Source organism: Mesorhizobium sp. CO1-1-8 (genome assembly GCF_020164875.1).
Classification (GTDB): Bacteria; Pseudomonadota; Alphaproteobacteria; order Rhizobiales; family Rhizobiaceae; genus Mesorhizobium.
Genome location: NZ_JAIUGZ010000004.1, coordinates 474,362 through 498,403, shown reverse-complemented (window position 1 = coordinate 498,403; position 24,042 = coordinate 474,362). Strand labels below are relative to the sequence as shown.

Annotated in this window: 25 protein-coding genes; 6 read left to right on the top strand and 19 right to left on the bottom strand. The window is 63.0% G+C overall.

Features of this window, described 5'->3' with window-relative positions:
• Nucleotides 1-84: 84 nt before the first annotated feature.
• From LB558_RS11440 to rplS, 4 genes are all read right to left on the bottom strand, one after another.
• Nucleotides 85-882 carry a transporter substrate-binding domain-containing protein gene (locus LB558_RS11440; protein WP_027037423.1) on the bottom strand — a complete coding sequence of 266 codons (798 nt, stop codon included), beginning with the start codon at nt 880-882 and terminating at the stop codon, nt 85-87.
• A 177-nt stretch (nt 883-1,059) separates the two neighbouring features.
• Nucleotides 1,060-1,554, bottom strand: a complete 495-nt coding sequence (locus LB558_RS11435; protein WP_224697645.1) for a MarR family winged helix-turn-helix transcriptional regulator — start codon at nt 1,552-1,554, stop codon at nt 1,060-1,062.
• Nucleotides 1,551-1,985 (bottom strand): organic hydroperoxide resistance protein, encoded by a 435-nt coding sequence (locus LB558_RS11430; RefSeq protein ID WP_224697644.1) that lies wholly within the window; start codon nt 1,983-1,985, stop codon nt 1,551-1,553. Before LB558_RS11430 ends, LB558_RS11435 begins: the two co-directional genes overlap by 4 nt.
• 138 nt (nt 1,986-2,123) lie before the next feature.
• Complete coding sequence (gene rplS, locus LB558_RS11425) at nt 2,124-2,672, bottom strand: 50S ribosomal protein L19 (RefSeq protein WP_023811269.1); 549 nt, start codon at nt 2,670-2,672, stop codon at nt 2,124-2,126.
• A 328-nt stretch (nt 2,673-3,000) separates the two neighbouring features.
• On the opposite strand from rplS, the gene LB558_RS11420 reads away from it, so the two are divergent.
• Nucleotides 3,001-3,753 (top strand): sulfite exporter TauE/SafE family protein, encoded by a 753-nt coding sequence (locus LB558_RS11420; RefSeq protein WP_224697643.1) that lies wholly within the window; start codon nt 3,001-3,003, stop codon nt 3,751-3,753.
• Here the strand turns inward: LB558_RS11420 and trmD are convergent.
• Nucleotides 3,735-4,436, bottom strand: a complete 702-nt coding sequence (trmD, locus tag LB558_RS11415; RefSeq protein ID WP_224697642.1) for a tRNA (guanosine(37)-N1)-methyltransferase TrmD — start codon at nt 4,434-4,436, stop codon at nt 3,735-3,737. The genes LB558_RS11420 and trmD overlap by 19 nt on opposite strands.
• Nucleotides 4,433-5,032 (bottom strand): ribosome maturation factor RimM, encoded by a 600-nt coding sequence (rimM, locus tag LB558_RS11410; protein ID WP_224697641.1) that lies wholly within the window; start codon nt 5,030-5,032, stop codon nt 4,433-4,435. Before rimM ends, trmD begins: the two co-directional genes overlap by 4 nt.
• Before the next feature lie 129 nt (nt 5,033-5,161).
• Between rimM and LB558_RS11405 the strand changes: the two genes are divergently transcribed.
• Nucleotides 5,162-6,100 (top strand): tyrosine recombinase XerC, encoded by a 939-nt coding sequence (locus tag LB558_RS11405; RefSeq protein WP_224697640.1) that lies wholly within the window; start codon nt 5,162-5,164, stop codon nt 6,098-6,100.
• 61 nt (nt 6,101-6,161) lie between these two features.
• The gene (locus LB558_RS11400) at nt 6,162-7,232 is read left to right on the top strand and encodes a TraB/GumN family protein (RefSeq protein ID WP_224697639.1); all 1,071 of its coding nucleotides are present in this window, start codon (nt 6,162-6,164) and stop codon (nt 7,230-7,232) included.
• Between the two features lie 58 nt (nt 7,233-7,290).
• Here LB558_RS11400 and LB558_RS11395 read toward each other — a convergent pair whose 3' ends face one another.
• The 11 genes from LB558_RS11395 to mdh form a co-directional block, all read right to left on the bottom strand.
• Complete coding sequence (locus LB558_RS11395) at nt 7,291-7,728, bottom strand: DUF2867 domain-containing protein (RefSeq protein ID WP_224697678.1); 438 nt, start codon at nt 7,726-7,728, stop codon at nt 7,291-7,293.
• A 656-nt stretch (nt 7,729-8,384) separates the two neighbouring features.
• Complete coding sequence (gene lpdA / locus LB558_RS11390; RefSeq protein WP_224697638.1) at nt 8,385-9,791, bottom strand: dihydrolipoyl dehydrogenase; 1,407 nt, start codon at nt 9,789-9,791, stop codon at nt 8,385-8,387.
• Nucleotides 9,792-9,876: 85 nt separating this feature from the next.
• Nucleotides 9,877-10,632: an SDR family oxidoreductase gene (locus tag LB558_RS11385; protein WP_224697637.1), complete on the bottom strand. Its 756-nt coding sequence runs from the start codon at nt 10,630-10,632 to the stop codon at nt 9,877-9,879.
• Nucleotides 10,629-11,105, bottom strand: coding sequence for a hypothetical protein (locus LB558_RS11380; protein ID WP_224697636.1), 477 nt, complete (start codon nt 11,103-11,105; stop codon nt 10,629-10,631). The genes LB558_RS11385 and LB558_RS11380 overlap by 4 nt, the downstream gene beginning before the upstream one ends.
• A 32-nt stretch (nt 11,106-11,137) precedes the next feature.
• Complete coding sequence (locus tag LB558_RS11375) at nt 11,138-11,746, bottom strand: DUF4241 domain-containing protein (RefSeq protein ID WP_224697635.1); 609 nt, start codon at nt 11,744-11,746, stop codon at nt 11,138-11,140.
• 124 nt (nt 11,747-11,870) lie between these two features.
• Nucleotides 11,871-13,151: a 2-oxoglutarate dehydrogenase complex dihydrolipoyllysine-residue succinyltransferase gene (gene odhB / locus LB558_RS11370; RefSeq protein WP_224697634.1), complete on the bottom strand. Its 1,281-nt coding sequence runs from the start codon at nt 13,149-13,151 to the stop codon at nt 11,871-11,873.
• Nucleotides 13,152-13,198: 47 nt separating this feature from the next.
• Complete coding sequence (locus LB558_RS11365) at nt 13,199-16,186, bottom strand: 2-oxoglutarate dehydrogenase E1 component (protein ID WP_224697633.1); 2,988 nt, start codon at nt 16,184-16,186, stop codon at nt 13,199-13,201.
• Nucleotides 16,187-16,310: 124 nt separating this feature from the next.
• Nucleotides 16,311-17,213 (bottom strand): succinate--CoA ligase subunit alpha, encoded by a 903-nt coding sequence (gene sucD / locus LB558_RS11360; protein ID WP_224697632.1) that lies wholly within the window; start codon nt 17,211-17,213, stop codon nt 16,311-16,313.
• A 41-nt stretch (nt 17,214-17,254) separates the two neighbouring features.
• Nucleotides 17,255-17,626: a cupin domain-containing protein gene (locus LB558_RS11355; RefSeq protein WP_224697631.1), complete on the bottom strand. Its 372-nt coding sequence runs from the start codon at nt 17,624-17,626 to the stop codon at nt 17,255-17,257.
• Between the two features lie 4 nt (nt 17,627-17,630).
• Nucleotides 17,631-18,824, bottom strand: coding sequence for an ADP-forming succinate--CoA ligase subunit beta (sucC, locus tag LB558_RS11350; RefSeq protein WP_127260117.1), 1,194 nt, complete (start codon nt 18,822-18,824; stop codon nt 17,631-17,633).
• Between the two features lie 43 nt (nt 18,825-18,867).
• Nucleotides 18,868-19,836 (bottom strand): malate dehydrogenase, encoded by a 969-nt coding sequence (gene mdh / locus LB558_RS11345; RefSeq protein ID WP_224697630.1) that lies wholly within the window; start codon nt 19,834-19,836, stop codon nt 18,868-18,870.
• A 235-nt stretch (nt 19,837-20,071) separates the two neighbouring features.
• Between mdh and LB558_RS11340 the strand changes: the two genes are divergently transcribed.
• Nucleotides 20,072-20,500, top strand: a complete 429-nt coding sequence (locus LB558_RS11340) for a GNAT family N-acetyltransferase (protein ID WP_224697629.1) — start codon at nt 20,072-20,074, stop codon at nt 20,498-20,500.
• A 21-nt stretch (nt 20,501-20,521) separates the two neighbouring features.
• On the opposite strand, the gene zapE is transcribed toward LB558_RS11340, so the two are convergent.
• The gene (gene zapE / locus LB558_RS11335; RefSeq protein ID WP_224697628.1) at nt 20,522-21,721 is read right to left on the bottom strand and encodes a cell division protein ZapE; all 1,200 of its coding nucleotides are present in this window, start codon (nt 21,719-21,721) and stop codon (nt 20,522-20,524) included.
• A 177-nt stretch (nt 21,722-21,898) separates the two neighbouring features.
• Entirely contained in the window at nt 21,899-22,438 is a 540-nt protein-coding gene (locus tag LB558_RS11330) for a protease inhibitor Inh/omp19 family protein (RefSeq protein ID WP_224697627.1), read from the bottom strand.
• A gap of 273 nt (nt 22,439-22,711) precedes the next feature.
• Here LB558_RS11330 and LB558_RS11325 point away from each other — a divergent pair, with 273 nt between their 5' ends.
• Both LB558_RS11325 and LB558_RS11320 read left to right on the top strand, forming a co-directional pair.
• Nucleotides 22,712-23,731, top strand: a complete 1,020-nt coding sequence (locus tag LB558_RS11325) for an MBL fold metallo-hydrolase (protein ID WP_224697626.1) — start codon at nt 22,712-22,714, stop codon at nt 23,729-23,731.
• Between the two features lie 83 nt (nt 23,732-23,814).
• Nucleotides 23,815-23,976 (top strand): DUF1328 family protein, encoded by a 162-nt coding sequence (locus LB558_RS11320; RefSeq protein ID WP_013528842.1) that lies wholly within the window; start codon nt 23,815-23,817, stop codon nt 23,974-23,976.
• The last annotated feature ends 66 nt before the right edge of the window (nt 23,977-24,042 follow it).

Below are 24,042 nucleotides of genomic sequence, written 5' to 3'. Positions count from 1 at the left end.
CATGCCCGGCAGGGCAGAGGGGGGCGTTCAAGCGCTGAGTCAGCGAGAATTCCTGTCCGGCACGCAACCCTCGCGACAAAGCGACTACTGCCCCATCTTGTAATCAAGAAACCACTTCTTGTTCAGCGCATCGAGCGTCCCATCCGCCTTCAACGCGGCGATTGCCGCGTTGACCGGCTTCACCAGGTCTGAACCCTTCGGGAAGATAAAGCCAAAATCCTCGGTGCCGAGCGGTCCGCCGATCAGCTTCAGCTTGCCCTCGGAGGCATCGACATAGCCCTTGCCGGCGGTGCCATCGGTCAAAACAACATCGACGTCGCCTGATTTCAGCGCCTGCACCGTCGCGCCGAACGTCTCGAACAGTTTGATGCGCGGGTTCTGCTCATTGCCGTCGAGCACGCTGTAGACGGCGGTGTAGAAGGGCGTGGTGCCGGCCTGCGCGCCGATCAGCCCGTCCTTGAAGGCGCCGAAGGTCTTGGCGTCGGTGAAGCGGCTCTCATCGCCGCGTACCAGCATGAACTGTTCCGAGCGCATATAGGGGTCGGAGAAATCCACCTTTTCCTTGCGGTCATCCTTGATGGTGATGCCGGTCATGCCGATGTTGTACTGGTTGTCGGAAACCGCCTGGATCATCGCGTCCCAGGATGTGTTCTGATACTCGACGGCAAAATTCAGCCGCTTGGCGATCTCGTTCATCGCGTCATATTCCCAGCCGATCTGTTTTCCCGTCTTGGCATCGATGAACTGCAGCGGCGGATAGGCGTTTTCGGTCACAACCACCACCTTCTTGCCGCCGAGATCGGGCAGCGCCTGCGCAAAGGCGGCAACGGGCACCAGGACGAGGGCAAGCAGGCCTGCCAGCAGCAGTTTCGATTTGGTCATGACACACTCCCCGGAAATTGACGGACCCGGGCATGGCCGGGCTTGCAGGAAAATCCGGCGCCGACTTTAGCTTTCCGCAAGCGTCATGCAAGACGATCCGCTGCGTCAGGACGCGCGAAAGCGAATTCCAGTGCCTTCATTTCCGGGATTCAGGAATGAACCGTGTCGCGGCAGCGATCAGCCCCGGTTCGCGGCATCCGCCTTGCGCAAGCCGGAGACGAACCGTGTCAGGGTGCTGTGCAGGGATTTCAACTCGTCGGCATCCAGCGGCAGGTTGCAAAGCATCGCCGCCGGCACGCTTTTGGCCTGCTCACGCAATGCTTGGCCCTTCGCTGTCGGCTCGACCAGAACCCGGCGCTCGTCGGCGGGGTCGCGCCGGCGTGTGACCAGGCCACCCGCCTCCAGCCGCTTGAGCAGCGGCGTCAGCGTCGCCGAATCCAGGCCCAGCGCTTCGCCAAGCTCGCCAACCGTGCTTGGAGCCCGTTCCCAAAGCGCCAGCATGGCCAGATATTGCGGATAGGTCAGACCAAGCGGATCGAGCAGCGGCCGATACAGCCGCGTCATCAGCCCGCTTGCCGAATAGAGCGCGAAGCAGAGCTGTTGGTCGAGTTTTGCCTCCCCGGCGAAATGCGCCGGGGCTTGCTTGGACTTGGTTGTCGTTTCCGCGGTCATGCTGCCTTTGCCGGAAGCGCCTTGGCCGAAAGTGCCACCTCGATGTTGCCCTTGATGGCGTTGGAATAGGGGCAAACCTGGTGCGCTGCCGATACAAGCGCTTCTGCCGCCGCCTGATCAAGACCTTTTGTTTCCGCCGCGAGCGAAACGCCGAGCACAAATCCGCCCTGTGCATTGCTGTGCAGGCTGACATTGGCCGTCACCGAGGCATCCTGCAGCGACAGTTTCTGCTTGCCGGCGATGAAGCGCATGGCGCTTTCGAAGCAGGCGGCATAGCCGGCGGCGAAAAGCTGCTCGGGATTGGTGGCACCACCCTTGCCGCCAAGATCCTTGGGCATGGCAAGGTCGAGGCTGAGCAAGCCATCGTCGCTCTGGACATGGCCGGCGCGGCCGCCGACGGCGCGGGCATGGGTAGAATACAATGCAGGCATTTTCATTTCTCCAGTTAAATCGTGCACTATTATTTAGTACACGATATAAATCGAGTCAACCGCCGACTTCCGCCAGCCAGCCTCCGGAAACGAAAAAAGGCGGCCGAAGCCGCCTTTTCAAACTTGCTCGCCGATAATTTATTCGGCGGTGGCTGCTTCGGCTGCCTTTGCGGCTTCGGCAGCCTCGGCAGCGGCCTTCTTCTCGGCGGCGTCCTGGGCGGCCTTCTCGACGGCCAGGGCCTCGGCTGCTGCCACCTTCTCGGCCTCGATGCGGGCCTTCTCGGCGTTCAGCGCATCGCGCTCCTCATCGTTCAGCTTGCGGGCGCGCACGCCGGTGTTTTCCGAAATACGAGCCGATTTGCCGCGACGATCGCGCAGGTAGTAGAGCTTGGCGCGACGCACCTTGCCGCGGCGAACGATTTCGACGCCTTCAACCATCGGCGAGTAGACCGGGAACACGCGCTCGACGCCTTCGCCGTAGGAAATCTTGCGAACCGTGAAGTTCTCCTGGAAGCCGGCGCCGGCGCGGGCGATGACGACGCCCTCATAGGCCTGAACGCGGGTACGGGTGCCCTCGGTCACGCGGACCTGGACGCGCACGGTGTCGCCGGGCTGGAATTCGGGAAGCTTGCGCTTGGCTTCGATCTTGGCGGCCTGTTCGGCCTCGAGCTGACGGAGAATATCCATCTCAAAAGTCCACTTCTTGTTCTTCCGACAGTCAGAGCGTCCGACACTCGCCTTGCAGTTCCATTGACCGCTTGGCTATGCCTTTTGTGTCCAAGACATTTGTCTTTGAACCATCAGGCAGGGGCGACTACACCGTCATTGTTGACGGGTCCGGCAGATTCTTTCTGGCCGGTACGGGCGGGCACATACAGCTATTTCGCTCACTTGTCACGCCTTGGCAGCGCATTTTCTGCTCGCATGGCACCATCGTAATCCTGCCGTGCTGGGTTGCGCCGCTCGTTCAGGCTTTCTAAGCCTGAAATAACACAGTTTTGAGCGGCCGCATTCCATGTCTGTCTTCGATGCCATCCTGCTGTTTCTGGCAGGCTTTCTGTCAGGCGCCGCCAATGCGGTCGCCGGTGGCGGCACCTTCATCACCTTCGGCGCCATGACCCTGGTCGGCCTGCCGCCGATCGTGGCCAACGCCACCTCCTCGGTGACGCAGTTTCCAGGCTACATCACTTCGACCCTCGCCTACTCGGCCGACATCAGGCATTTCTGGCGCGGCGCGCTGCTGCTGTGCCTGATCTCGGCCGTGGGCGCACTGGCCGGGGCGCTGATCCTGCTGGCGCTCGACAATCCGTCGTTTCGCGCCCTGGTGCCGTGGCTGTTGCTGGCCGCGACGGCCCTGTTTGCCGCCGGCCCCTGGCTGAAGCCGGCGCCAAAGCCGGGACAGGAAGTGGCGGTGGGCTCGCTGGCCGGTTCCCTGGCGCAGTTCGCCACCGCGATTTACGGCGGCTTCTTCGGCGCCGGCATGGGCGTGATGATGCTGGCAACGCTCGGCCTGACGCAAGCCGGCGACTATCACCGGCTGAATGCGCTGAAGAACATGCTGGCCATGGTCATCGCCGCTGTCGCGATCGTCGTCTTCGTCTCGGGCGGCGTCGTCGCCTGGCCGCAGGCGATCATCATGATCCCGGGCGGCGCGCTGGGCGGCTATGCCGGCGTCTGGATCGCCAAGCGCGTGCCACAGAACGCGGTGCGCGGATTTGTCGTCGCCGTCGGCCTGTTTCTCGCCTTCTACTATTTTGCCAAGGGCTGAGCAGCGGCAAGCAGGTCCGGACGCCTCTCGACTGTCAGCTTCTCTGACTCCGCGCGCCGCCATGCGGCGATCTTCTTGTGATTTCCCGAAATCAGCACCTCGGGAATCTCGCGCCCTTCGAATTCCTGCGGCCTTGTATAGTGCGGATGTTCGAGCAGGCCGTTCTCGAAACTCTCTTCTTCGCCCGACACCGCGTTGCCCATCACGCCGGGCAACAGCCGCACCACCGCATCGAGCAGCACAAGCGCCGCCGGCTCACCGCCCGACAGGATGAAATCGCCGATGGAGACTTCCTCCAATCTCCGCGCGTCGATCACCCGCTGGTCGACGCCTTCGAAGCGGCCGCACAGGATGATGGCGCCCGGCCCTGCGGCCAGTTCGCGCACGCGGACCTGGGTCAGCGGCTTGCCGCGCGGGCTCATCAGCAGGCGTGGCCGCAGATCGCCTTCGGGCGAAGCATGGTCGATGGCTTTCGCCAACACGTCGGCGCGCATCACCATGCCGGCGCCGCCGCCGGCGGGCGTGTCGTCGACGGTACGATGGCGGTCGGTGGCGAAGTCACGGATCTGGATCGCCTCCAGCGACCACGTCCCGGCCTCGAGCGCTCGGCCGGCCAATGACAGGCCGAGCGCTCCGGGAAACATTTCAGGGTAAAGCGTCAGCACCGAAGCGGAAAAACTCACCGGTTGCCCCCGGCATCGCTCGGTCCGCGCGGCCTGCCCTTCGGGTCGAAGTCTTCCTCACGCGGACCATCGCCATCCTCATCCTCGATAAGCCCGGCTGCCGCCGGATCGACGCGGACGAAACCCTCGGCGATAGACACTTGTGGCACCGCGGCCTGCGTGAACGGGATCAGCACGCCCTTGCGCCCGCCCAGCGTCACATCGAGAATGTCGCCGCCGCCGAAATTGTGCACCGCGACCACCTTGCCAAGCACGGCAGCCGTGTCGTCGCGGACTTCGAGGCCGACAAGGTCGGCATGGTAGAATTCATCTTCCTCGCCATCGTCCGGCAGCATCGAACGGTCGACGAACAGCTCCGTGCCGGCCAGCGCCTCGGCCGCGTTGCGGTCGGCAATTCCCTTGAAGCGGACCACGACGACGGTGTTGGCAGGCCTGATGTCGATGATCTGGAAGGCGCGCCCGTCCCTGGCGTAGAGCGGCCCGTAATCGGCCAGCGCCAGCGGCTCACCGGTGAAGGTCTTCACCCGCAATTCGCCCTTGATGCCGTGGGCGGCGCCGATCACGGCCATCTGGACAGGGTTCTGGGGCTTGCTCATGGCGCGACATCCTTTGGCTTTGCTCTAACGCTCCCCGATTGTCATTTCAATGACGCGCTCTTCACCGCTTCCTAACCCGGCTGCCGGAAAATGGACGGGCATGCATGAAACAAAGGTCGAAAGCACGCCATGCAGGAATTCCTAATCCCGGCCAAACCCGATCTCCAGGCGGCACGCGAAAGCTGGCTGAAGATGCTCGCGCGAGAACGTCGGCTGTCCCCTGAGACGGTGGAAGCCTATGAGCGCGACACGCGCCAGTTCCTGCATTTCCTCACCGGCCATTGCGGCGGCTCGCCCGGCATTTCGGACATTGCCAATCTGCGCCCGGCCGACCTGCGCGGCTTCCTCGCGGCGCGGCGCAACGCCGGCGCCGGTGCTCGCACGCTTGGCCGCGGGCTGGCCGGCATCCGCTCGCTGTTGCGTTTCCTCGAGCGGCGCGGCCTCGCCAATGCGGCGGGTGCAGCAGCACTGCGCGCGCCCCGCCAGCCCAAATCACTGCCCAAGCCGCTGACGGCAAGCGATGCCAAGCATATCGTTTCCGTCGAAGGCCAATTGGCGGAAGAACCCTGGATCGCGGCCCGCAACGCCGCCGTGCTGACGCTGCTCTACGGCTCTGGCCTGCGCATTTCCGAGGCACTTGGCCTTGCCGGCGCCGATCTGGCGTCGGCGGCCGACACGGTGCTGCGCGTTACCGGCAAGGGCGGCAAGACGCGCCTGGTACCGGTTCTGCCGGTGGCGCTCAGGGCGATCGCCGAATATCGCCGGCTCTGCCCCTATCATCTCGACCCCAAGGGCCTGTTGTTTCGCGGCGCCCGCGGCGGCCCACTCAATCCGGCCATCGTCCAGCGCGACATGGCCAAGCTGCGCTCGGCGCTCAACCTGCCCGATACCGCGACGCCGCATGCGCTGCGCCATTCCTTCGCCACGCATCTGCTCGGGCGCGGCGGCGACCTGCGCACCATCCAGGAACTACTCGGCCACGCCAGCCTGTCGACGACGCAGATCTACACCGGCGTCGACACCGCGAGGCTGCTCGAGATTTACGAATCAGCCCATCCACGGGCATGAAGCCTTCAATTTCGCAGTACCAATTAACCGTTTTGCCGCTTTTCGGTCCTAGAAGAGGATTATGAAACGCGTCATCGCCATCGCCGACCGCGCAGCGTCCATATCGCTGAAGCTGCTTGTTGCGCTCAACGTCCTGTTTTTCCTGTCTTTCCTTGCCGTCTTGCTGTTCGCGGCCGGCAGGGCGCATGCCGAAATCCCGACCTGCACCGGCGCCGACATGCTGTCGGCCTTGCAGAAGAACGATCCGGCGACCTACCGCAAGATCGAAGCGGAAGCCACCGCGACGCCGAACGGCAAAGGCCTGCTGTGGAAGCTGGAAAAGCCCGGCGAGAAGCCGTCCTTTCTGTTCGGCACCATGCATATGACCGACCCCCGCGTCACCACGCTGCCTCCCGACGCGCAGAAAGCCTATGACGCCGCCGGCACCATCGTCATCGAAACCACAGACGTGCTCGACAAGCAGAAGATGATGGTCGCGATGCTCAAGGAGCCGGACCTGATGATGTTTACCGATTCGACGACGCTGTCGTCATTGCTGTCGCCGGACGATGCCGCGGCCATGAACACCGCGCTCGACGCGCGCGGCATCCCGCCAGCGACCGTTGCCAAGATGAAGCCGTGGATGCTTTCGGCGATGATGGCACTGCCGGCCTGCGAACTGGCCCGCCAATCCGGCGGCGCCCCGGTGCTCGATGTCAGGCTGGCGGAGGGTGCAAAGGCTTCCGGCAAGCCGGTGGAAGGATTGGAGACAGCTGAAAGCCAGCTGCGCGCCATGGCCTCGCTGCCGCTGGCATTTCACATGAAGGGCCTCGTCGACACGCTGAAGCTCGGCGACAAGATCAACGACATCAACGAAACCATGATCGTGCTCTACCAGCGCGGCGACACCGGCATGTTCTGGCCGCTGTTTCGCGTGGCCATGCCGGAAGGCACGGACGACCCCGCAGGCTATGCGGCGTTCGAGGAAACCATGATCACCAGCCGCAACAAGGTGATGGTCGAGCGTGCCGAACCGATCCTTGCCAGGGGCAACGTCTTCATGGCGGTCGGCGCCCTCCACCTTCCCGGCCCCGAAGGCCTCGTCGAGGATTTCCGCAAGGCCGGTTACACGGTCACGCCCGTCGGACTTTAGTGCATGTCGCCCAGAAGTGGGCCGCGGTTCTGGGACAACGACATGCACAAAGGCAGGGTTACTTGGCCAGGATCTGAGCCAGCATCACCGGAACGATGATCCGGTGAAATGGCATGATGATCGCGAGATAGGTCCGCCCGAGCCAATTGTGCGTCTTGACGATCGTCGATGCAGCCACTTCCTGCCGGCCCATGCCAAGATCCCTGACGTCGACCACGACACGGAAATCGAGATGCCGGTCGTCCATGCCAAGCACGACCTTGCCGGAAATCTGGCTGATGAGCGGAAATATCCCGATCCGGCCGTGCGGCAACACGGCAGGTTCCAAGCCGGTCTTCAGCCGGAATGGCCTGACGACAAGGTTGCGCAGCGCCATGAGCCTGCCGATCCAGGGCGGTGTTCGCCCCAGGGCGCGTTCCGCCGCGCTGAGTGCGGTTAAAGAAAGACCTTCAGTGACCAGCACATAGCGGTGCGAACTGGGCTCCGGCGAGAGCATCGCAATGATTTGGGACAAGCTGCGCTAACGGATTTGTCACGGCAAAATCCTCTGATTCGAGCTTAGCAGACGCAAACTTGGTGCGCTGCGTGGCGAAACGACGCCGTTCAGGCTGCGGACAGGCAGGATTGTCCTTGTTTTTGGCGTTTTCCAACCCTAGCGTGAAACCAGTTCAATGATTGCGCGTTGAATGGTGTTGATTGATATTTTTCATCCACGGAGGACACTTTTATGGCGAACGCACCGAATCCAAACGATCCGTTCAATCCCAACACCACCAACACCACCATCAAACAGAGCGGTGGCGGCGGTAGTGGCTGGCTGATTGCGCTGGTCGTCGTTATTCTGGCGGTTGTCGCGTATTATGTTTTCGGAAGAAGTGGTGAGCACCCGGCACCAGCCGAGCCGCCGGCGGCCAGCACACCGGCCCCCGCGCCCGCACCGGCAGAACCGATGAAGCCAGCCGAACCGGCTCCCGCGGCACCTGCTCCGGCAGCGTCAGCACCCGCGGAACCTGCACCGGCCCCAGCGCCCGCACCGGCTCCAGCACCGGCTCCAGCGCCGGCTCCTGCCGCACCGGCCAACTGATCGGTTCGATATCAAATACGAACGGCCCGCTGAAAAGCGGGCCGTTTTGTTTTGACGCTCGTTTGTCGCTAGATATGAATGGGCTTGAAGAACGTGGCCAGCGCCGCCTCCTTGATCGCCTCCGACATCGTCGGATGCGCGTGGCAGGTGCGGGCAAGATCCTCGGACGAGCCGCCGAACTCCATCAGCACCGCCGCTTCGTGGATCATCTCGCCGGCGCCGAAGCCGACGATATGCACGCCGAGCACGCGGTCGCTTTGCTTGTCGGCAAGGATCTTCACAAAACCGTCGGTGTGCAGCATGGCGCGCGCCCGGCCATTGGCGCTGAACGGGAACTTTCCGACCTTGTAGTCGATGCCGGCCTTCTTCAGCTCTTCCTCGGTCTTGCCGACCGAGGCGATTTCCGGGCTGGTGTAGACGACGCTGGGAATGACGTCATAGTTCACGTGGCCGGCCTGGCCGGCAATGGTTTCCGCTACCGCCACGCCCTCGTCCTCGGCCTTGTGCGCCAGCATCGGCCCGGCGATGACATCGCCGATCGCATAGATGCCGGGGACATTGGTCTTGAGATGGCCATCGGTCTTGACCCGGCCGCGCTCGTCGACCTCGACGCCGGCTTCCTTCAGCCCGAGACTGTCGGCATAGGCGCGGCGGCCGGTGGCGATCAGCACGGCATCGGCCTCGATGGTCTCAGCGGCGCCGCCCTTGACCGGCTCGAAGGTGACCGTGGCACCCTTCTTGGCCTTGGCGACGCCGGTGACCTTGGCGCCGAGCTTGAAGTCGAAACCTTGTTTGCCCAGCAACCGCTGAAACTGCTTGGAGACCTCGCCGTCCATGCCGCCCAGGATGGTGTCGAGGAATTCGACCACGGTGACCTTGGCGCCGAGCCGCGCCCACACCGAGCCGAGCTCGAGCCCGATGACACCGCCGCCGACCACCACCAGATGGCCCGGCACCTTGTCCAGCGACAATGCGCCGGTCGACGACACGATCACCTTCTCGTCGATGTCGACCTTGACGCCGGGAATGCCCGCAACGTCCGAGCCGGTGGCGATGACGATGTTCTTCGTCTCGATCTCCTCGACTCTACCGTCCTCGGAGGTGACCGAGACCTTGCCGGCCGCGACCACCTTGCCGGTGCCGCGAAAGCTGTCGATCTTGTTCTTCTTGAACAGGAAGGCGACGCCGTTGACGTTCGATGACACCGTCGCATCCTTGTGCGCCATCATCTTCGTCAGGTTCAATTTCGGCGCCGATATCTCGACGCCGAGCGTGTCAAAGGAATGGCCGGCCTCGGCGAACATCTCGGAAGCATGGAGCAGCGCCTTGGATGGTATGCAGCCGATATTGAGGCAGGTCCCGCCGAAGGTGGCGTTCTTCTCGACCACCGCAACCCTGAGCCCGAGCTGCGCCGCCTTGATCGCGCAGACATAGCCGCCCGGTCCCGATCCGATGATAACGACGTCATAAGCCATGGTACTGTCCTTCTGTTTGAGCATGATGCCGAAAAGTGTGACGCGGTTTTCGGGATAACATCATGCTCGATCTGCTTGAGAGCGCTCAGCGGCCGCCGCTTACATTCAGGATTGCGCCCGTCGTGTAGGACGCGGCATCGGATAGAAGATAGAGGACCGCGCCGGCGACCTCATCTGCCGTGCCGGCTCTTTTCATCGGCAGTATGTCGCGGAACCGCTCTATCCTGTCCGGCTGCCCGCCAGAGGCATGGATATCGGTCTCGATGAGGCCGGGCCGCACCGCATTGACGCGAATGCCTTCCAGCGCCACCTCACGGGCGAGCCCGATGGTGAATGTGTCGATGGCACCCTTGGAGGCGGCATAGTCGACAAATTCGCCCGGCGAGCCCAATGTCGCTGCTGCCGACGAGATGTTGACGATGGATCCACCCGACCCGCCATGACGGGTCGACATGCGCTTCACCGCCTCGCGGGCGCAGACGAACGAGCCGACGACATTGACGCGCATCATGCGCTCCAGCCGCGCCACATCCATCTCGTCGACCCGTGCCTTGACGTCGACGATGCCCGCATTGTTGACGAAGGCATCGAGCCGGCCATAGGCCCGATCGACGGCGCCGAACATGGCCACGATATCGGACTCCTTGCCGACATCGCCCTTGACCGCGAAAGCTTCGCCGCCGGCCGCCTTGATCTCGGCGACCAGCGCGTCGGCGGCAGTCTTGTTCGAGGCATAGTTCACCGCGACGCGGTAACCGGCCTTCGAGCCCAGCCGGCAGATCGCGGCGCCGATGCCGCGCCCGCCGCCGGTGACCAGCAGCACTTTTTGCGTCGCGTTCATTCCTGGCATCCCTTCAAGGTAAACACATCCCATGGCACCTTCGAGAACCCGCTGCCGCCATAGGCGCTGGATTGGCGCAACGCTGGCCCGAGATCCGGCAGGATCAGCGCCTTCGGCGCCTCGATACCTTCGGCTGGCAGCAGCCCGATGCTGCCCTTGTCGTCCGACGTATAGAGGACACCATGCCAGGGCGTGCAGGCGGCAAGCTCATCGCCGGTGACGTCGCCCTCGGGGCATTTGTACATCAGCGCGCCATTCGGCCGCGCCACGCCTTCGTTCCACATGACGATGCCGTTCAGCACCACATTGTTGTCGAGGATCATGCGGAAGCTGTTGGTGACGGTCGCCGAGGTACCGGTCGGGGTAAAATCGATCTCACTGCCGCTCTGGGCGTCGCCATAAACGGCGAGCTCGATCGGGCAGGCAGCTCTCGCTACGGAACTCACCGCGAGAAAAGCCGCAAATCCGGCCATGAATCCGATCATTGGCGAAGCGACGTTTGTCATCAATTGGCCCGGTCGCCCTCTCGGCCATCGGCGTTTTCGAGCACCTCGAAATCGGTCATCAAGACCAGCGGCTCGCCGGCAGCGTCCAATCCCCAGAAGGACCGATACCCCCCGTCACCGAAGCCCGTGTCGAACATGGCGACATTGAGCGGGTTCCCATCAATCGGATTTTCCATGCCAAACCTGTTGAGGGACCACGCAACGTCCGCAAGAAAGTCATCGAGTTCCTCCAGGTCGATCATCAGAGTGAGGACCGACTTGTCCATGAAAGATGCCACCGCGTCATCGACTATAAATTCCAAAAATTCAGACTTATAGACTGGTGGGCGATCACTAGCGAAGGTGGCCAATTCCCAGCGTGCCGGCACGCCGGAGCCAAACCGCAAGACCGCCGCGGCAATGCGCCCCTGCGCCTGAAGCAGAATGACCGGATAGCGTCCCGGCTTCACCTTACGGCTAAACGCAGGCCGTCCCAGCCCGGTGATCAGGGGATCGCAGGCGATGATTTCGCCCGTCGGGAGCTCAAGCTGCCCAATTGTGATGACAGTAATCTTCCGCTCCGCCATCTCGGCATCGCTGAGAGCGAAGACGCCGAGATTGCTGCTCACTTCGGAGACATCCCAATCTGCAGGCGAAACGACCGGAGGTAAATCGGAGAGAAGCCAGACGCGTCCACGTCGAAAAAATCGGCGTATGGCATCCAACCAGCCGCTCACAGCGATACCGGCCCGATCACAGATCGAGCACCAACCGTTCCGGATCCTCCAGGCTTTCCTTGACGCGCACCAGGAAGGTCACCGCTTCCTTGCCGTCGACGATGCGGTGATCGTAGCTCAGCGCCAGGTACATCATCGGCCGGATCACGATCTGGCCGCCGACCACCACGGGCCGGTCCTGGATCTTGTGCATGCCGAGGATGCCCGACTGCGGCGCGTTGAGGATCGGCGTCGACATCAGTGAGCCGTAGACGCCGCCATTGGAAATGGTGAAGGTGCCGCCCTGCATGTCGGCGACCGACAGCTTGCCGTCGCGCGCGGCGATGCCCAGGCGGCCGATATCCTTCTCGATCTCGGCGATCGACATCTGGTCGGCATTGCGCACGACCGGCACGACAAGACCCTTCTCGGTGCCGACGGCGACGCCGATATGGGCATAATTCTTGAAGATGATGTCGGTGCCGTCGATCTCGGCATTGACCGAAGGGATTTCCTTCAGCGCGTGGGTGACGGCCTTGGTGAAGAAGCCCATGAAGCCGAGCTTCACGCCGTGCTTCTTCTCGAAAACGTCCTTGTATTTGGTGCGCAGCGCCATCACCGCTGACATGTCGACCTCGTTGAAGGTGGTCAGCATGGCGGCGGTCGACTGCGCTTCCTTGAGGCGGCGCGCGATGGTCTGGCGCAATTTGGTCATGCGCACGCGCTCCTCGCGCGAAGCGTCGTCGCCCGAGGACGGCGCACGCACGGCAACCGGTGCAGGTGCTGCTTTCGGCGTCTCGGCCGGCTGCGACGGCGCGCCCTTGGAGAGGGCGTCGAGCACGTCGCCCTTCAGCACCTGGCCACGCTTTCCCGAACCGGAGATCTGGTCGACCGAGAGATTGCTTTCGGCGATCAGCTTCGCCGCGGCCGGTGCCGGTGGCGTGGTGCGCGGCTCGACCGGACCGGCGTCGCCAGCGATCTTGGCGGTCTCGGCCGCGGCCTGCTTGCCGGTCGATGCCGCATCCGGCGACGAGGCCTGCGACACGGCTTGCGGCTTGGTCGCCGGAGCAGCGGCCGCGCCGCCTGCCGAAATCGAACCCAGCAGCGCGCCGACACCGACCGTCTCACCTTCCTTGACGGTGATCTCACCCAGCGTGCCGGCGGCGGCGGCAGGCACCTCCACCGTCACCTTGTCGGTCTCGAGTTCGACCAGCGGTTCATCGGCGGCGATCGTGTCGCCGACCTTCTTGAACCATTTGCCGACGGTCGCTTCAGTGACGGATTCGCCGAGAGTGGGAACGCGGATTTCGGTAGCCATTGTGCCTGTCCGTTTTCTTTCGGTTCTGTTGTTCGCCCAGATCTTCTCTATTCACCAAGCGCGTCTTCGAGCAAGGCGGCGAGCTGGGCGAGATGCTTCGACATCAACCCGGTCGCCGGCGAGGCGGCGGCCGGACGGCCGGTGTAGCGCACCCGCTGATGCTTGGCGTCGATATGCGCCAGCACCCATTCCAGATACGGGTCGATGAACGACCAGGCGCCCATGTTCTTGGGCTCCTCCTGGCACCACACCATCTCGGCATTGCGGAACCGCGACAGTTCGGTGATCAGCGCCTTGGCCGGGAACGGATAAAGCTGCTCGACGCGCAGCAGATAGATGTCGTTGATGCCGCGCTTCTCGCGCTCCTCATAGAGGTCGTAATAGACCTTGCCCGAACACAGCACGACGCGGCGGATCTTTGAATCCTTGACCAGCTTGATGGCCTGGCCGGAAAGCAGCTGCGCATCGTCCCACAGCAGCCGGTGGAACGAGCTTTCGCCCGAAATTTCCGGCAGCGTCGACACTGCCCGCTTATGGCGCAGCAGCGACTTCGGCGTCATCAGGATCAGAGGCTTGCGGAAGTCGCGCTTCAGCTGCCGGCGCAGGATGTGGAAGTAGTTGGCCGGCGTCGTGCAATTGGCCACTTGCATGTTGTCTTCGGCGCAAAGCTGCAGGAAGCGTTCGAGCCGGGCCGAGGAATGTTCCGGACCCTGGCCTTCATAGCCATGCGGCAACAGGCACACGAGGCCCGACATTCTGAGCCACTTGCGTTCGCCCGACGAGATGAACTGGTCGAACACCACCTGGGCGCCGTTGGCGAAGTCGCCGAACTGCGCTTCCCAGAGCGTCAGCGCCTTCGGCTCGGCCAGGCTGTAGCCATATTCGAAGCCAAGCACCGCCTCTTCCGACAGCATCGAGTTGATGACTTCGTAGCCGGCCTGCGCCGCCGACAGATTGTTGAGCGGGATGTAGCGGGTTTCGTCGCGCTGGTCGTAGAGCACGGAATGGCGCTGCGAGAAGGTGCCGCGTTCGGAATCCTGCCCCGACAGGCGGATCGGATTGCCGTCGAGCAGGATGGCGCCGAAAGCCAGCGCCTCGGCTGTCGACCAGTCGATGCCTTCGCCGGACTCGATCGCCTGGCGGCGGTTTTCGAGGAAGCGGATGATCGTCTTGTGCGCCTCGAAATCCTTCGGCACCTCGGTCAGCTTCTTGCCGATTTCCTTCAGCGTCTTGACCGGCACGGCGGTCTTGCCGCGCCGCTGTTCATCCTGGTTGTCGGCGGTGCGCAGGCCCGACCAGGCGCCGTCCAGCCAATCGGCCTTGTTGGGCTTGTAGTGCTGGCCGACTTCCCATTCGGATTCCAGATGCGCCCGCCAGTCGGCCTTGAGCTGGTCGAGCTCAGCCTGGCTGATGTGACCCTCGGCGATGAGGCGCTCGCCGTAGATCTGCACGGTCGTCTTGTGGGTGCGGATGTTGCGGTACATGATCGGCTGGGTGAAGGCCGGCTCGTCGCCTTCATTGTGGCCGAAGCGGCGATAGCAGAACATGTCGACCACGACAGGCTTGAAGAACTTCATGCGGAATTCGATCGCCACCTTGGTGGCGTGCACCACGGCTTCCGGGTCGTCGCCATTGACGTGGAAGATCGGCGCCTCGATCATCTTGGCGACGTCGGACGGATAGGGCGACGAGCGCGAGAAGCGCGGGTTGGTGGTGAAGCCGATCTGGTTGTTGATGATGAAATGCAGCGTACCGGCGACGCGGTGGCCGCGCAGGCCCGACAGGCCGAGGATTTCGGCAATCACGCCCTGGCCGGCAAAGGCGGCGTCGCCGTGCAAGAGCAGCGGCAGCACCTTGGCGCGCTCTTCCAGCGGCACGATCTCCTCGCGGCTGCGGCCGAACAGATAATCCTGCTTGGCGCGCGCCTTGCCCATCACCACCGGATCGACGATCTCCAGATGCGAGGGATTAGCGGTCAGCGACAGATGCACCTTGTTGCCGTCGAACTCGCGGTCCGACGAAGCGCCGAGATGGTACTTGACGTCGCCCGAGCCCTCGACCTCGTCGGGTGCGGCCGAGCCGCCCTTGAACTCGTGGAAGATGGCGCGATGCGGCTTGGCCATCACCTGGGAGAGCACGTTCAGCCGGCCGCGATGCGCCATGCCGAGCACGATCTCCTTCATGCCGAGCTGGCCGCCGCGCTTGACGATCTGCTCCAGCGCCGGGATCAGCGCTTCACTGCCATCGAGGCCGAAGCGCTTGGTGCCCTTGTACTTGACGTCGATGAACTGCTCGAAGCCTTCGGCCTCGACCAGCTTCTGCAGGATCGCCTTCTTGCCGGTGGCGGTGAAGGTGATCTCCTTGTCGGCGCCTTCAATGCGGGCCTGGATCCAGGCCTTTTCCTCGGGATCGGAAATATGCATGAACTCGACGCCGAGCGTCGAGCAATAGGTGCGGGTCAGGATTTCCAGCATCTGCCGGATGCTGCCGAATTCAAGCCCGAGCACATTGTCGAGGAAGATCGGCCGGTCGTAATCGGCTTCGGTGAAGCCGTAATTCTCCGGCGACAGCTCGTTGTAATCCTCGAGCGGCTTGGCGATGCCGAGCGGGTCGAGATTGGCGTGCAGATGGCCGCGCATGCGGTAGGCACGGATCATCATGATGGCGCGCACCGAATCGCGCGTCGCCTGGTGCACGTCGGCATCGGACAGGACGACGCCGTTGGTGACCGCCTTGTCCTTGACCTTCTTTTCGATCGTCTTCTCGACGATGCCCCAATTGCCGTCGAGCGCCGACACCAGTTCGCCATTGGCCTGCAGCGGCCAGGACGGCTTGGCCCATGACGCGCCCTTGGCATTCCTGCGCACATCGCCGGCATCGTCCTTCAGCCCGGCGAAGAACTCCTGCCATTCAGGATTGACCGAGGCTGGATCCTCCTCATAGGCGGCATAGAGCGCGTCGATATAGTCGGCGTTGCCGCCGTAAAGGAAAGAGGTGAGCGAAAATTGGTCGTTGGCCTGATCTTGTCTTGCCATTTTTGTCCGCGGAGCCCGGCTCCGTCTCCTGTTTGGAGCGAATAGGGAGTAGTGAATAGCGAGTAGGGATTGCCCTGTGATCGCGCCGCTACTCTGTTTTCCCTATTCGCTACTTACTACTCACTTAACCCTTGATCGCCTCGACCAAGGTCGTGCCCAGCCTTGCCGGCGACGGCGAAACTTTTATCCCGGCCGATTCCATCGCCGCGATCTTGTCTTCCGCACCGCCCTTGCCGCCCGAAATGACCGCGCCCGCATGACCCATGGTGCGGCCAGCCGGCGCCGTGCGCCCGGCGATGAAGCCGGCCATCGGTTTCTTGCGGCCACGCTTGGCTTCGTCCTTGAGGAACTGCGCGGCGTCTTCCTCGGCCGAACCGCCGATCTCGCCGATCATGATGATCGACTTGGTCTCGTCGTCGGCGAGGAACATCTCGAGCACGTCAATGAACTCGGTGCCTTTGACGGGGTCGCCGCCGATACCGACGGCGGTGGTCTGGCCGAGGCCGACATTGGTGGTCTGGAACACAGCCTCATAGGTAAGCGTTCCCGACCGCGAAACAACGCCGACCGAGCCCTTGCGGAAGATGTTTCCGGGCATGATGCCGATCTTGCATTCATTGGGGGTGAGCACGCCCGGGCAGTTCGGGCCGATCAGCCGCGAGGTCGAGCGGTCGAGCCTCGCCTTGACCCTGATCATGTCCATCACCGGTATGCCTTCGGTAATGCAGATGATCAGCGGGATTTCGGCCTCGATGGCTTCCAGGATCGCTTCGGCGGCACCCGCCGGCGGCACATAGACGACGGACGCGTTGGCGCCGGTCTTTGCCTTGCCCTCGGCGACGGTGGCGAAGATCGGCAGGCTCTCGCCCTTGGTGCCGGTCCACGTCTCGCCGCCCTTCTTGGGATGGATGCCACCCACCATCTTGGTGCCGTGATAGGCCAGCGCCTGCTCGGTGTGGAACGTGCCGGTCTTGCCGGTCAGGCCCTGCACCAGCACCTTGGTGTTCTTGTCGACGAGAATGGACATCGGAGCCCTTTTCTAAAAACTGTTGATCGAGGAAGGCACGGTCAGAGCCGCTTCAAATCGGCGACGGTGAGGTCGCTCTTGGCGTTGCCGGTGTTGAGTGTGGTCGCCGGCTCGAACATCAGCACGACGGGTTCTTCGCTGAGCGAGCGCGGGCGATGCTCGACGGCGCGCGGCACGACGATCAATTCGCCGCTGGAGAGCTCCACCGTGCCGTCGCGAAAGTCGATGGCGATGCGGCCGCGCAGCACGAGAAAGGCTTCGTCCTCATTGTCATGCGCGTGCCAGTCGAAGACGTCGCCGAACTTGGCGATCTTGACCTGGGCTTCGTTGACGTCGCCGGCGATGTGCGGGTCGAAGACCTTATTGATCTTCGCGTCCGCCGCCTCGACCAGGTTTATCTTGTGCGGAGGCACCAGATCAGCCCTTCACCGCCGCCACGATCTTCTTGGCCGCATCGTCGAGATCATCGGCCGACACCACGTTCAAGCCGCTGTCGTTGATGATCTTCTTGCCGAGCTCGGCATTGGTGCCTTCCAGGCGCACCACCAGCGGCACTTCCAGCCCGACTTCCTTGACTGCGGCGATGACGCCCTCGGCAATGATGTCGCACTTCATGATGCCGCCGAAGATGTTGATCAGGATGCCTTTGACCGCCGGATCCCTGGTGATGATCTTGAACGCCGCCGTCACCTTCTCCTTCGACGCGCCGCCGCCGACATCAAGGAAGTTGGCGGGCTCGGCGCCATAGAGCTTGATGATGTCCATCGTCGCCATGGCAAGGCCGGCGCCGTTGACCATGCAGCCGATATTGCCGTCGAGCGCGACATAGGCGAGGTCGTATTTCGACGCCTCGATTTCCTTCTCGTCCTCTTCCGTGGTGTCGCGCAGTTCGAGCACGTCGGGATGGCGAAACAGCGCGTTGTTGTCGAACGACACTTTCGCGTCGAGCACGCGCAGCCGGCCGTTCTTCATGACGATCAGCGGATTGACCTCGAGCAGGCTCATGTCCTTCTCGACGAAGGCCTTGTAGAGGATCGGGAACAGCGTATCGCCGTCCTTGGCGGCGTCGCCGTCGAGCTTGAGCGCGCCGTTGAGCGCTTTCAGATCGGCCGACGTGACGCCTTTTTCCGGATCGATGGCGACGGTGATGATCTTTTCGGGCGTGTCATGGGCGACCGCTTCGATGTCCATGCCGCCCTCGGTCGAGACGACGAAGGCGATGCGGCCGACCGAACGGTCGACCAGGATCGACAGATAGAGCTCGCGTTCAATGTCGGCGCCGTCCTCGATATAGAGGCGGTTGACCTGCTTGCCGGCCGGACCGGTCTGCTTGGTCACCAGCGTGTTGCCCAGCATCTCATTGGCGTTGGCGACGACGTCGGCCACCGACTTGGCCAGCCGCACACCGCCCTTGGCGTCCGGGCCGAGCTCGCTGAATTTGCCCTTGCCGCGGCCGCCGGCATGGATCTGGCTCTTCACCACATAGAGCGGGCCCGGCAGCGCCTTGGCGGCGGCTTCCGCTTCGCTCGCCTTGAATACCGGCACGCCTTCGGCCACCGGCGCGCCAAAGCTCTTCAGCAGCGCCTTGCCCTGATACTCATGGATGTTCATCTGGATGGTCTCCGGATCGACTGGGGGTTCACTTACTGGAGATTCATTTGGAGGCGAGTTGCGGCGCGATCTTGACGCAGGCCTCGGTCAGGCCCTGCACCGTCGCCACGGAGGAGTCGAACATCTTCTGCTCGCTCTTGTTGAGCTCGATCTCGATGATGCGCTCGACGCCGCCGGCGCCTATCACCACGGGAACGCCGACATAGGTGTTCTTGACGCCATACTGGCCGGAGAGATACGCCGCGCAGGGCAGGACCCGCTTCTTGTCCTTGAGATAGGCTTCGGCCATCGAGATCGCCGAAGCAGCCGGCGCGTAGTAGGCCGAGCCGGTCTTGAGCAGGCCGACGATCTCGGCGCCGCCATCGCGGGTGCGCTGCACGATCTGGTCGAGCTTCTCCTTCGAGGTCCAGCCCATCTTGATGAGGTCGGGCAGCGGAATGCCCGATACCGTCGAATAGCGGATCATCGGCACCATGGAATCACCGTGGCCGCCGAGCACGAAGGCGGTGACGTCCTCGACCGAGACCTTGAATTCCTCGGCCAGGAAATAACGGAAGCGCGCGCTATCGAGCACGCCGGCCATGCCGACGACATGGCTGTTGGGCAGGCCTGAGAACTTCTGCAGCGCCCAGACCATGGCATCGAGCGGGTTTGTGATGCAGATGACGAAGGCCTTCGGCGCATACTTCTTCAGCCCGGCGCCGACCTGCTCCATGACCTTGAGGTTGATGCCCAGAAGGTCGTCGCGGCTCATGCCGGGCTTGCGCGGCACGCCGGCGGTGACGATGCAGACGTCGGTGCCTTCGATGCCGGCATAGTCATTGATGCCGGTAAGCCTGGAGTCGAAGCCATCGACAGGCGACGACTGCGCGATATCGAGCCCCTTGCCCTGCGGGATACCTTCGGCAATATCGAACAGCACCACGTCGCCGAGGTCCTTGAGGCCGATCATGTGAGCGAGCGTGCCGCCGATCATGCCAGAGCCGATAAGCGCTATCTTGTTGCGTGCCATGTGAGGATGTTTTCCCTTTGTCGGTGACGACGTCTCAAATCTCTGATGACTTGATGGCGGCGTCGAAGAAGAGGCCGGAATGCTGCGGGGAACCGCGAATTTTCGCCGCACCCAATAGCCCCGGTGCGATATAAATTCAAACGATTATTTTGGAGTGAGCATTTTCAATCGGTTAGAGTGGCTGGGACTTACGTAAACGTCAAAGTTTGTAAGCCGACTGGCGGGAATTTACACAATGAAAATGGAAATCGTAAGGCTACACCCGGGTGATGACGCCCTTGTGATGCGGGTCGCCGATGACGTGTTCGACGAGCCGGTCAGGCCGGATCGGCTGGCATCCTATCTCAGGGAATCCGGCCATTTCATGATCGTGGCGCTGGCCGATGGCGTGGTCGTCGGGCAATGCGCCGCTGTCATCCATCGCCATCCCGACAAGGTCAGCGAGCTTTACATTGATGAGGTCGGCGTCTCGCCCGCCTTCCAGCGCCATGGCATCGCTCGAAAAATGCTCGACGCCATGTTCGCAATCGGCAGAGAGAATGGCTGCGAGGAAGCCTGGGTCGGCACCGAGCCTGACAATGGTGCTGCTCGCGCGCTTTATGAGTCGCGCAAGGAGCCGCATGGGCCGGCGGAGAGCTTCGTCATGTATGTGTATGAGCTTTAACGATTGGGCTCAGGGCGGCGGCTAAGCCTGCGCCTGCTGGGCTTCGGGCGCCGCCTTCACCTTTTGCCGCGCGGCCCAATCCTCCAGCCAGTCGCGGCTCTGCATCTCGATCAGCCGCGATGCCGTGCGCTCGAACTCGAACACCTCAACGCCGCGCTTGGCCATATAAAGCTGCTGAGGCGGCGCTTCGGCACTCACCACCAGCCGCACATGATGGTCGTAGAGTGTGTCGATCAAAAGGATGAAGCGCTTGGCCTCGTTGCGCTTGCCTTCGCCGAGCACCGGGACATGGTCGATGAAAATGGTTGAGAAGCGCCCGGCGATCGCCAGGAAATCGCGCGCGCCAAGCGGCTTTTCGCAGAGATCGGCGAAGGAGAACCGCGCCGCATCGCCCGCCGCACGCGGCACGATCACCTGCCGCCCTTTTAGGGCAATCGATGTCTCGGCGGTCGGCGCGCTCCGCGTCATGGCTTGCCAGGCCTCGTCGAGCAGCTGGTCCGCCGCCGCATCGGCCGGCGTGACATAGACCGGTGTCCGGGCGAGCTTTTCCAGCCGGTAGTCCTTGTCGGCATCGAGCGCCAGCACCTGCGTGTGCCGCTCCAGTATGCCGATGAAGGGCAGGAAAAGCTGGCGGTTCAGCCCGTCGCTGTAGAGGTTTTCCGGCGTCACATTCGAGGTGGCGACCAGCACCACGCCGCTGGCAAACAGCGCCGAAAACAACCTGGACAGGATCATCGCGTCAGCAATGTCGGTAACCGAGAACTCATCGAAGCACAGCACCCAGGCTTGCTCGGCAAGCGCCTTGGCCACCGGCGGGATCGGATCGTCTTCCCTGACGTCGCCATTCTTGCGCGCCTGCCGGTGCTTCTGGATACGGTCCTGCACGTCGGCCATGAAGTCGTTGAAGTGGACACGGCGCTTGCGCCGTACCGGCACAAGCTCGAAGAACATGTCCATCAGCATAGTCTTGCCGCGACCGACGCCGCCATGGATGTAAAGGCCTTTGACGGCCTCGTGGACCTCGCGCTTGCGGGCAAACAGCCAGCCCAGCGCGCTCGACTTATGCGCCAGCCGCTTGGCCGAGATCTCATCGGTCAGCCGGTCGAGCGCCGCAACGATCCGTTCCTGCGCCGGATCGCGGTCGATCGTACCGGTTTCCACCAGATGGTCGTAGCGCTGCCTGACGGTCGCATGGGTCTGGAGGCCGTCACGCAGATGCATCGGTCACGTCATTTGTTTTTATGCATGTCGCTGTCCGAAACCGGGCCACTTCTGCGCGACATGCATTCGGAGGACTAAAGCGTGTTTGAACGGATTCAGATGACCCGCTTTAGGTCTTTGTTTCTATGCATGTCGTTCTCCCAAAACCGTGGTCACTTTTGGGCGCCATGCATTAGCCTACCTTGTAAGCGAAATCGGCTGGCCGTTGGAAGTCTGGCCGTCGAATTTCGAGCCGCCCGAGGAATAGAGCCGCGCCAGCGCACCGCCACTCTCGTCGTAGAGCGTCAGCTGTTTGCCGGCGACGTTCCACGACTTGACGCCGTCCATCGGCGCCGGGCAATGCAGCGGCCCGGCGCGGAAGCCGGCGCCGAATTTGGTCTGCGGTGTCGCCACCTTGCAGCTCTGGCCTGCAACGCTGGCGTTCCAGACACCGGCGACGCTGGCGGCGGTCACGTCCGAAGCGCCGGCTGGCGCCGAACCGTCCGAAGGCAGCGCCGCGACCTGCGTGTTCGCAGGAGCGGTCGGGAATTGCGACGGGTCGGTGGTGCCGGGCGATGCCGGCGGCGGCAGTTGGTTCGCCGTCACCTTGCCGGCGGGCGCGGCCTCCAGCGGTGCCGGCTGCTGGTCCTCCATCGAGGAAAAACGTGAGGTCGAACAGCCGCTCGCAACGAGCGCCGCCAACGATACGGCCACCAGACCGGTTTTCGAAAAAGTCATTCCAACCTCCGTCGGATCCGGCTGGGGGGAAGCCGTCCGCACAATCTCACCCCCACCAAGATGGAGAAGGTGGCGAAATTTCAACCCGATATGGTTAAAATACAGTTTGCAGCAAGAATTGTTGCAATTTTATCACAATCGCGACGGCTGACCGCTTGTCGCGCCTGGGAATCCGGTCAACGCGGTGCAGCGCTGACATTCGGCGATTGGACGCTTGCGCGAGCCGCCTTAGCGCCTATGTCTGGAAAACGAAACCCTGCTGGAGCCGCAAAATTGGCCGCGAGAAGGACTGCCGCCAATCGCTATTACAGCGGCCCGCCCAGCGACCATTTCGACGGCGCATTGTTCTTCAATCCCGACGGCCAGCCACCCGGCCGTTTCGCCGACCTGCTGAAATGGCAGTTGAATGGCCAGCGCTCGAAATGGCCGGCGAGCGATCCAAGCCCCTTTCCGCAGGCAAAGCCGGCGACAAGGGTCGAGGGCGCCGCGCTGGAAGTGACGATGGTTGGTCATTCCACCTTGCTGGTCCAGACGGCCGGTCTGAACATCCTCACCGATCCGGTGTGGTCGCTGCGCGCGTCGCCGCTTTCCTTCGCCGGACCAAAACGCATCAATGCGCCAGGCATCGCCTTTGCCGATCTGCCGCCGATCGACCTCGTGCTGGTCAGCCACAACCATTACGACCATCTCGACCTCGCCACGTTGAAGCGGCTGAAGGCCGGCCACGACCCGCTGGTGCTCACCCCGCTCGGCAACGACGCCATCATCGAAGCCGCCATGCCCGGCATGCGGCTATCGGCGCATGACTGGGGCGACAGGGTCGAGATCGGCAATGGCGCGGCCGTCCATGTCGAGCCGGTGCATCACTGGTCGGCGCGCGGTGCCCGAGACCGGCGCATGGCGCTCTGGGCCGGCTTCGTCGTCGAAACGCCCGACAGCAAGCTCTATTTCGCCGGCGACACCGGCTTCCACGAGGGCATCAACTACCGGCTGATGGCCGACAAACATGGCGGTTTCCGCTTCGCCATCCTGCCGATCGGTGCCTATGAGCCGCGCTGGTTCATGGCGCCGCAGCACCAGAATCCTGGTGAAGCCGTGCAAGGCATGAGACTGTGCAATGCCGCCCATGCCGCCGGCTGTCACTGGGGCACCTTCCAGCTCACCAACGAGCCGATCGACGAGCCGGCGCGCAAATTGACCGAGGCGCTTGACGATGAAGGCATCCCGCGCGAGCGCTTCCGCGCCTTGCGGCCAGGCGAGGTCTGGGACGTGCCGGAGCACATAGCGCCCTGATCCGCATCGGTTTCGACGGAACCCAAGCGCGGCAACCGCGTTTTCAAGTGGTTGAAAAATCTGTCGGTTTGCGAGGCATTGCCATGCTCAAATGGATCATCATTCTGCTGATCGTCGCTGCGGCGGCGAGCCTGCTCGGCATGCCGGCACTGGCAGGTGCCGCCGCCACCGGTGCGCGCATCCTTATCGGCATCGTTCTGATCATCTTCCTGCTGGTGGTGCTGGGCATTTTCGCCGTCACGTAAGTCCGGCGCTTTCGCCGTGACCAAGCGGCTGCGCACTGGTAATTCCTGCCCGTTTCCGCCATATAG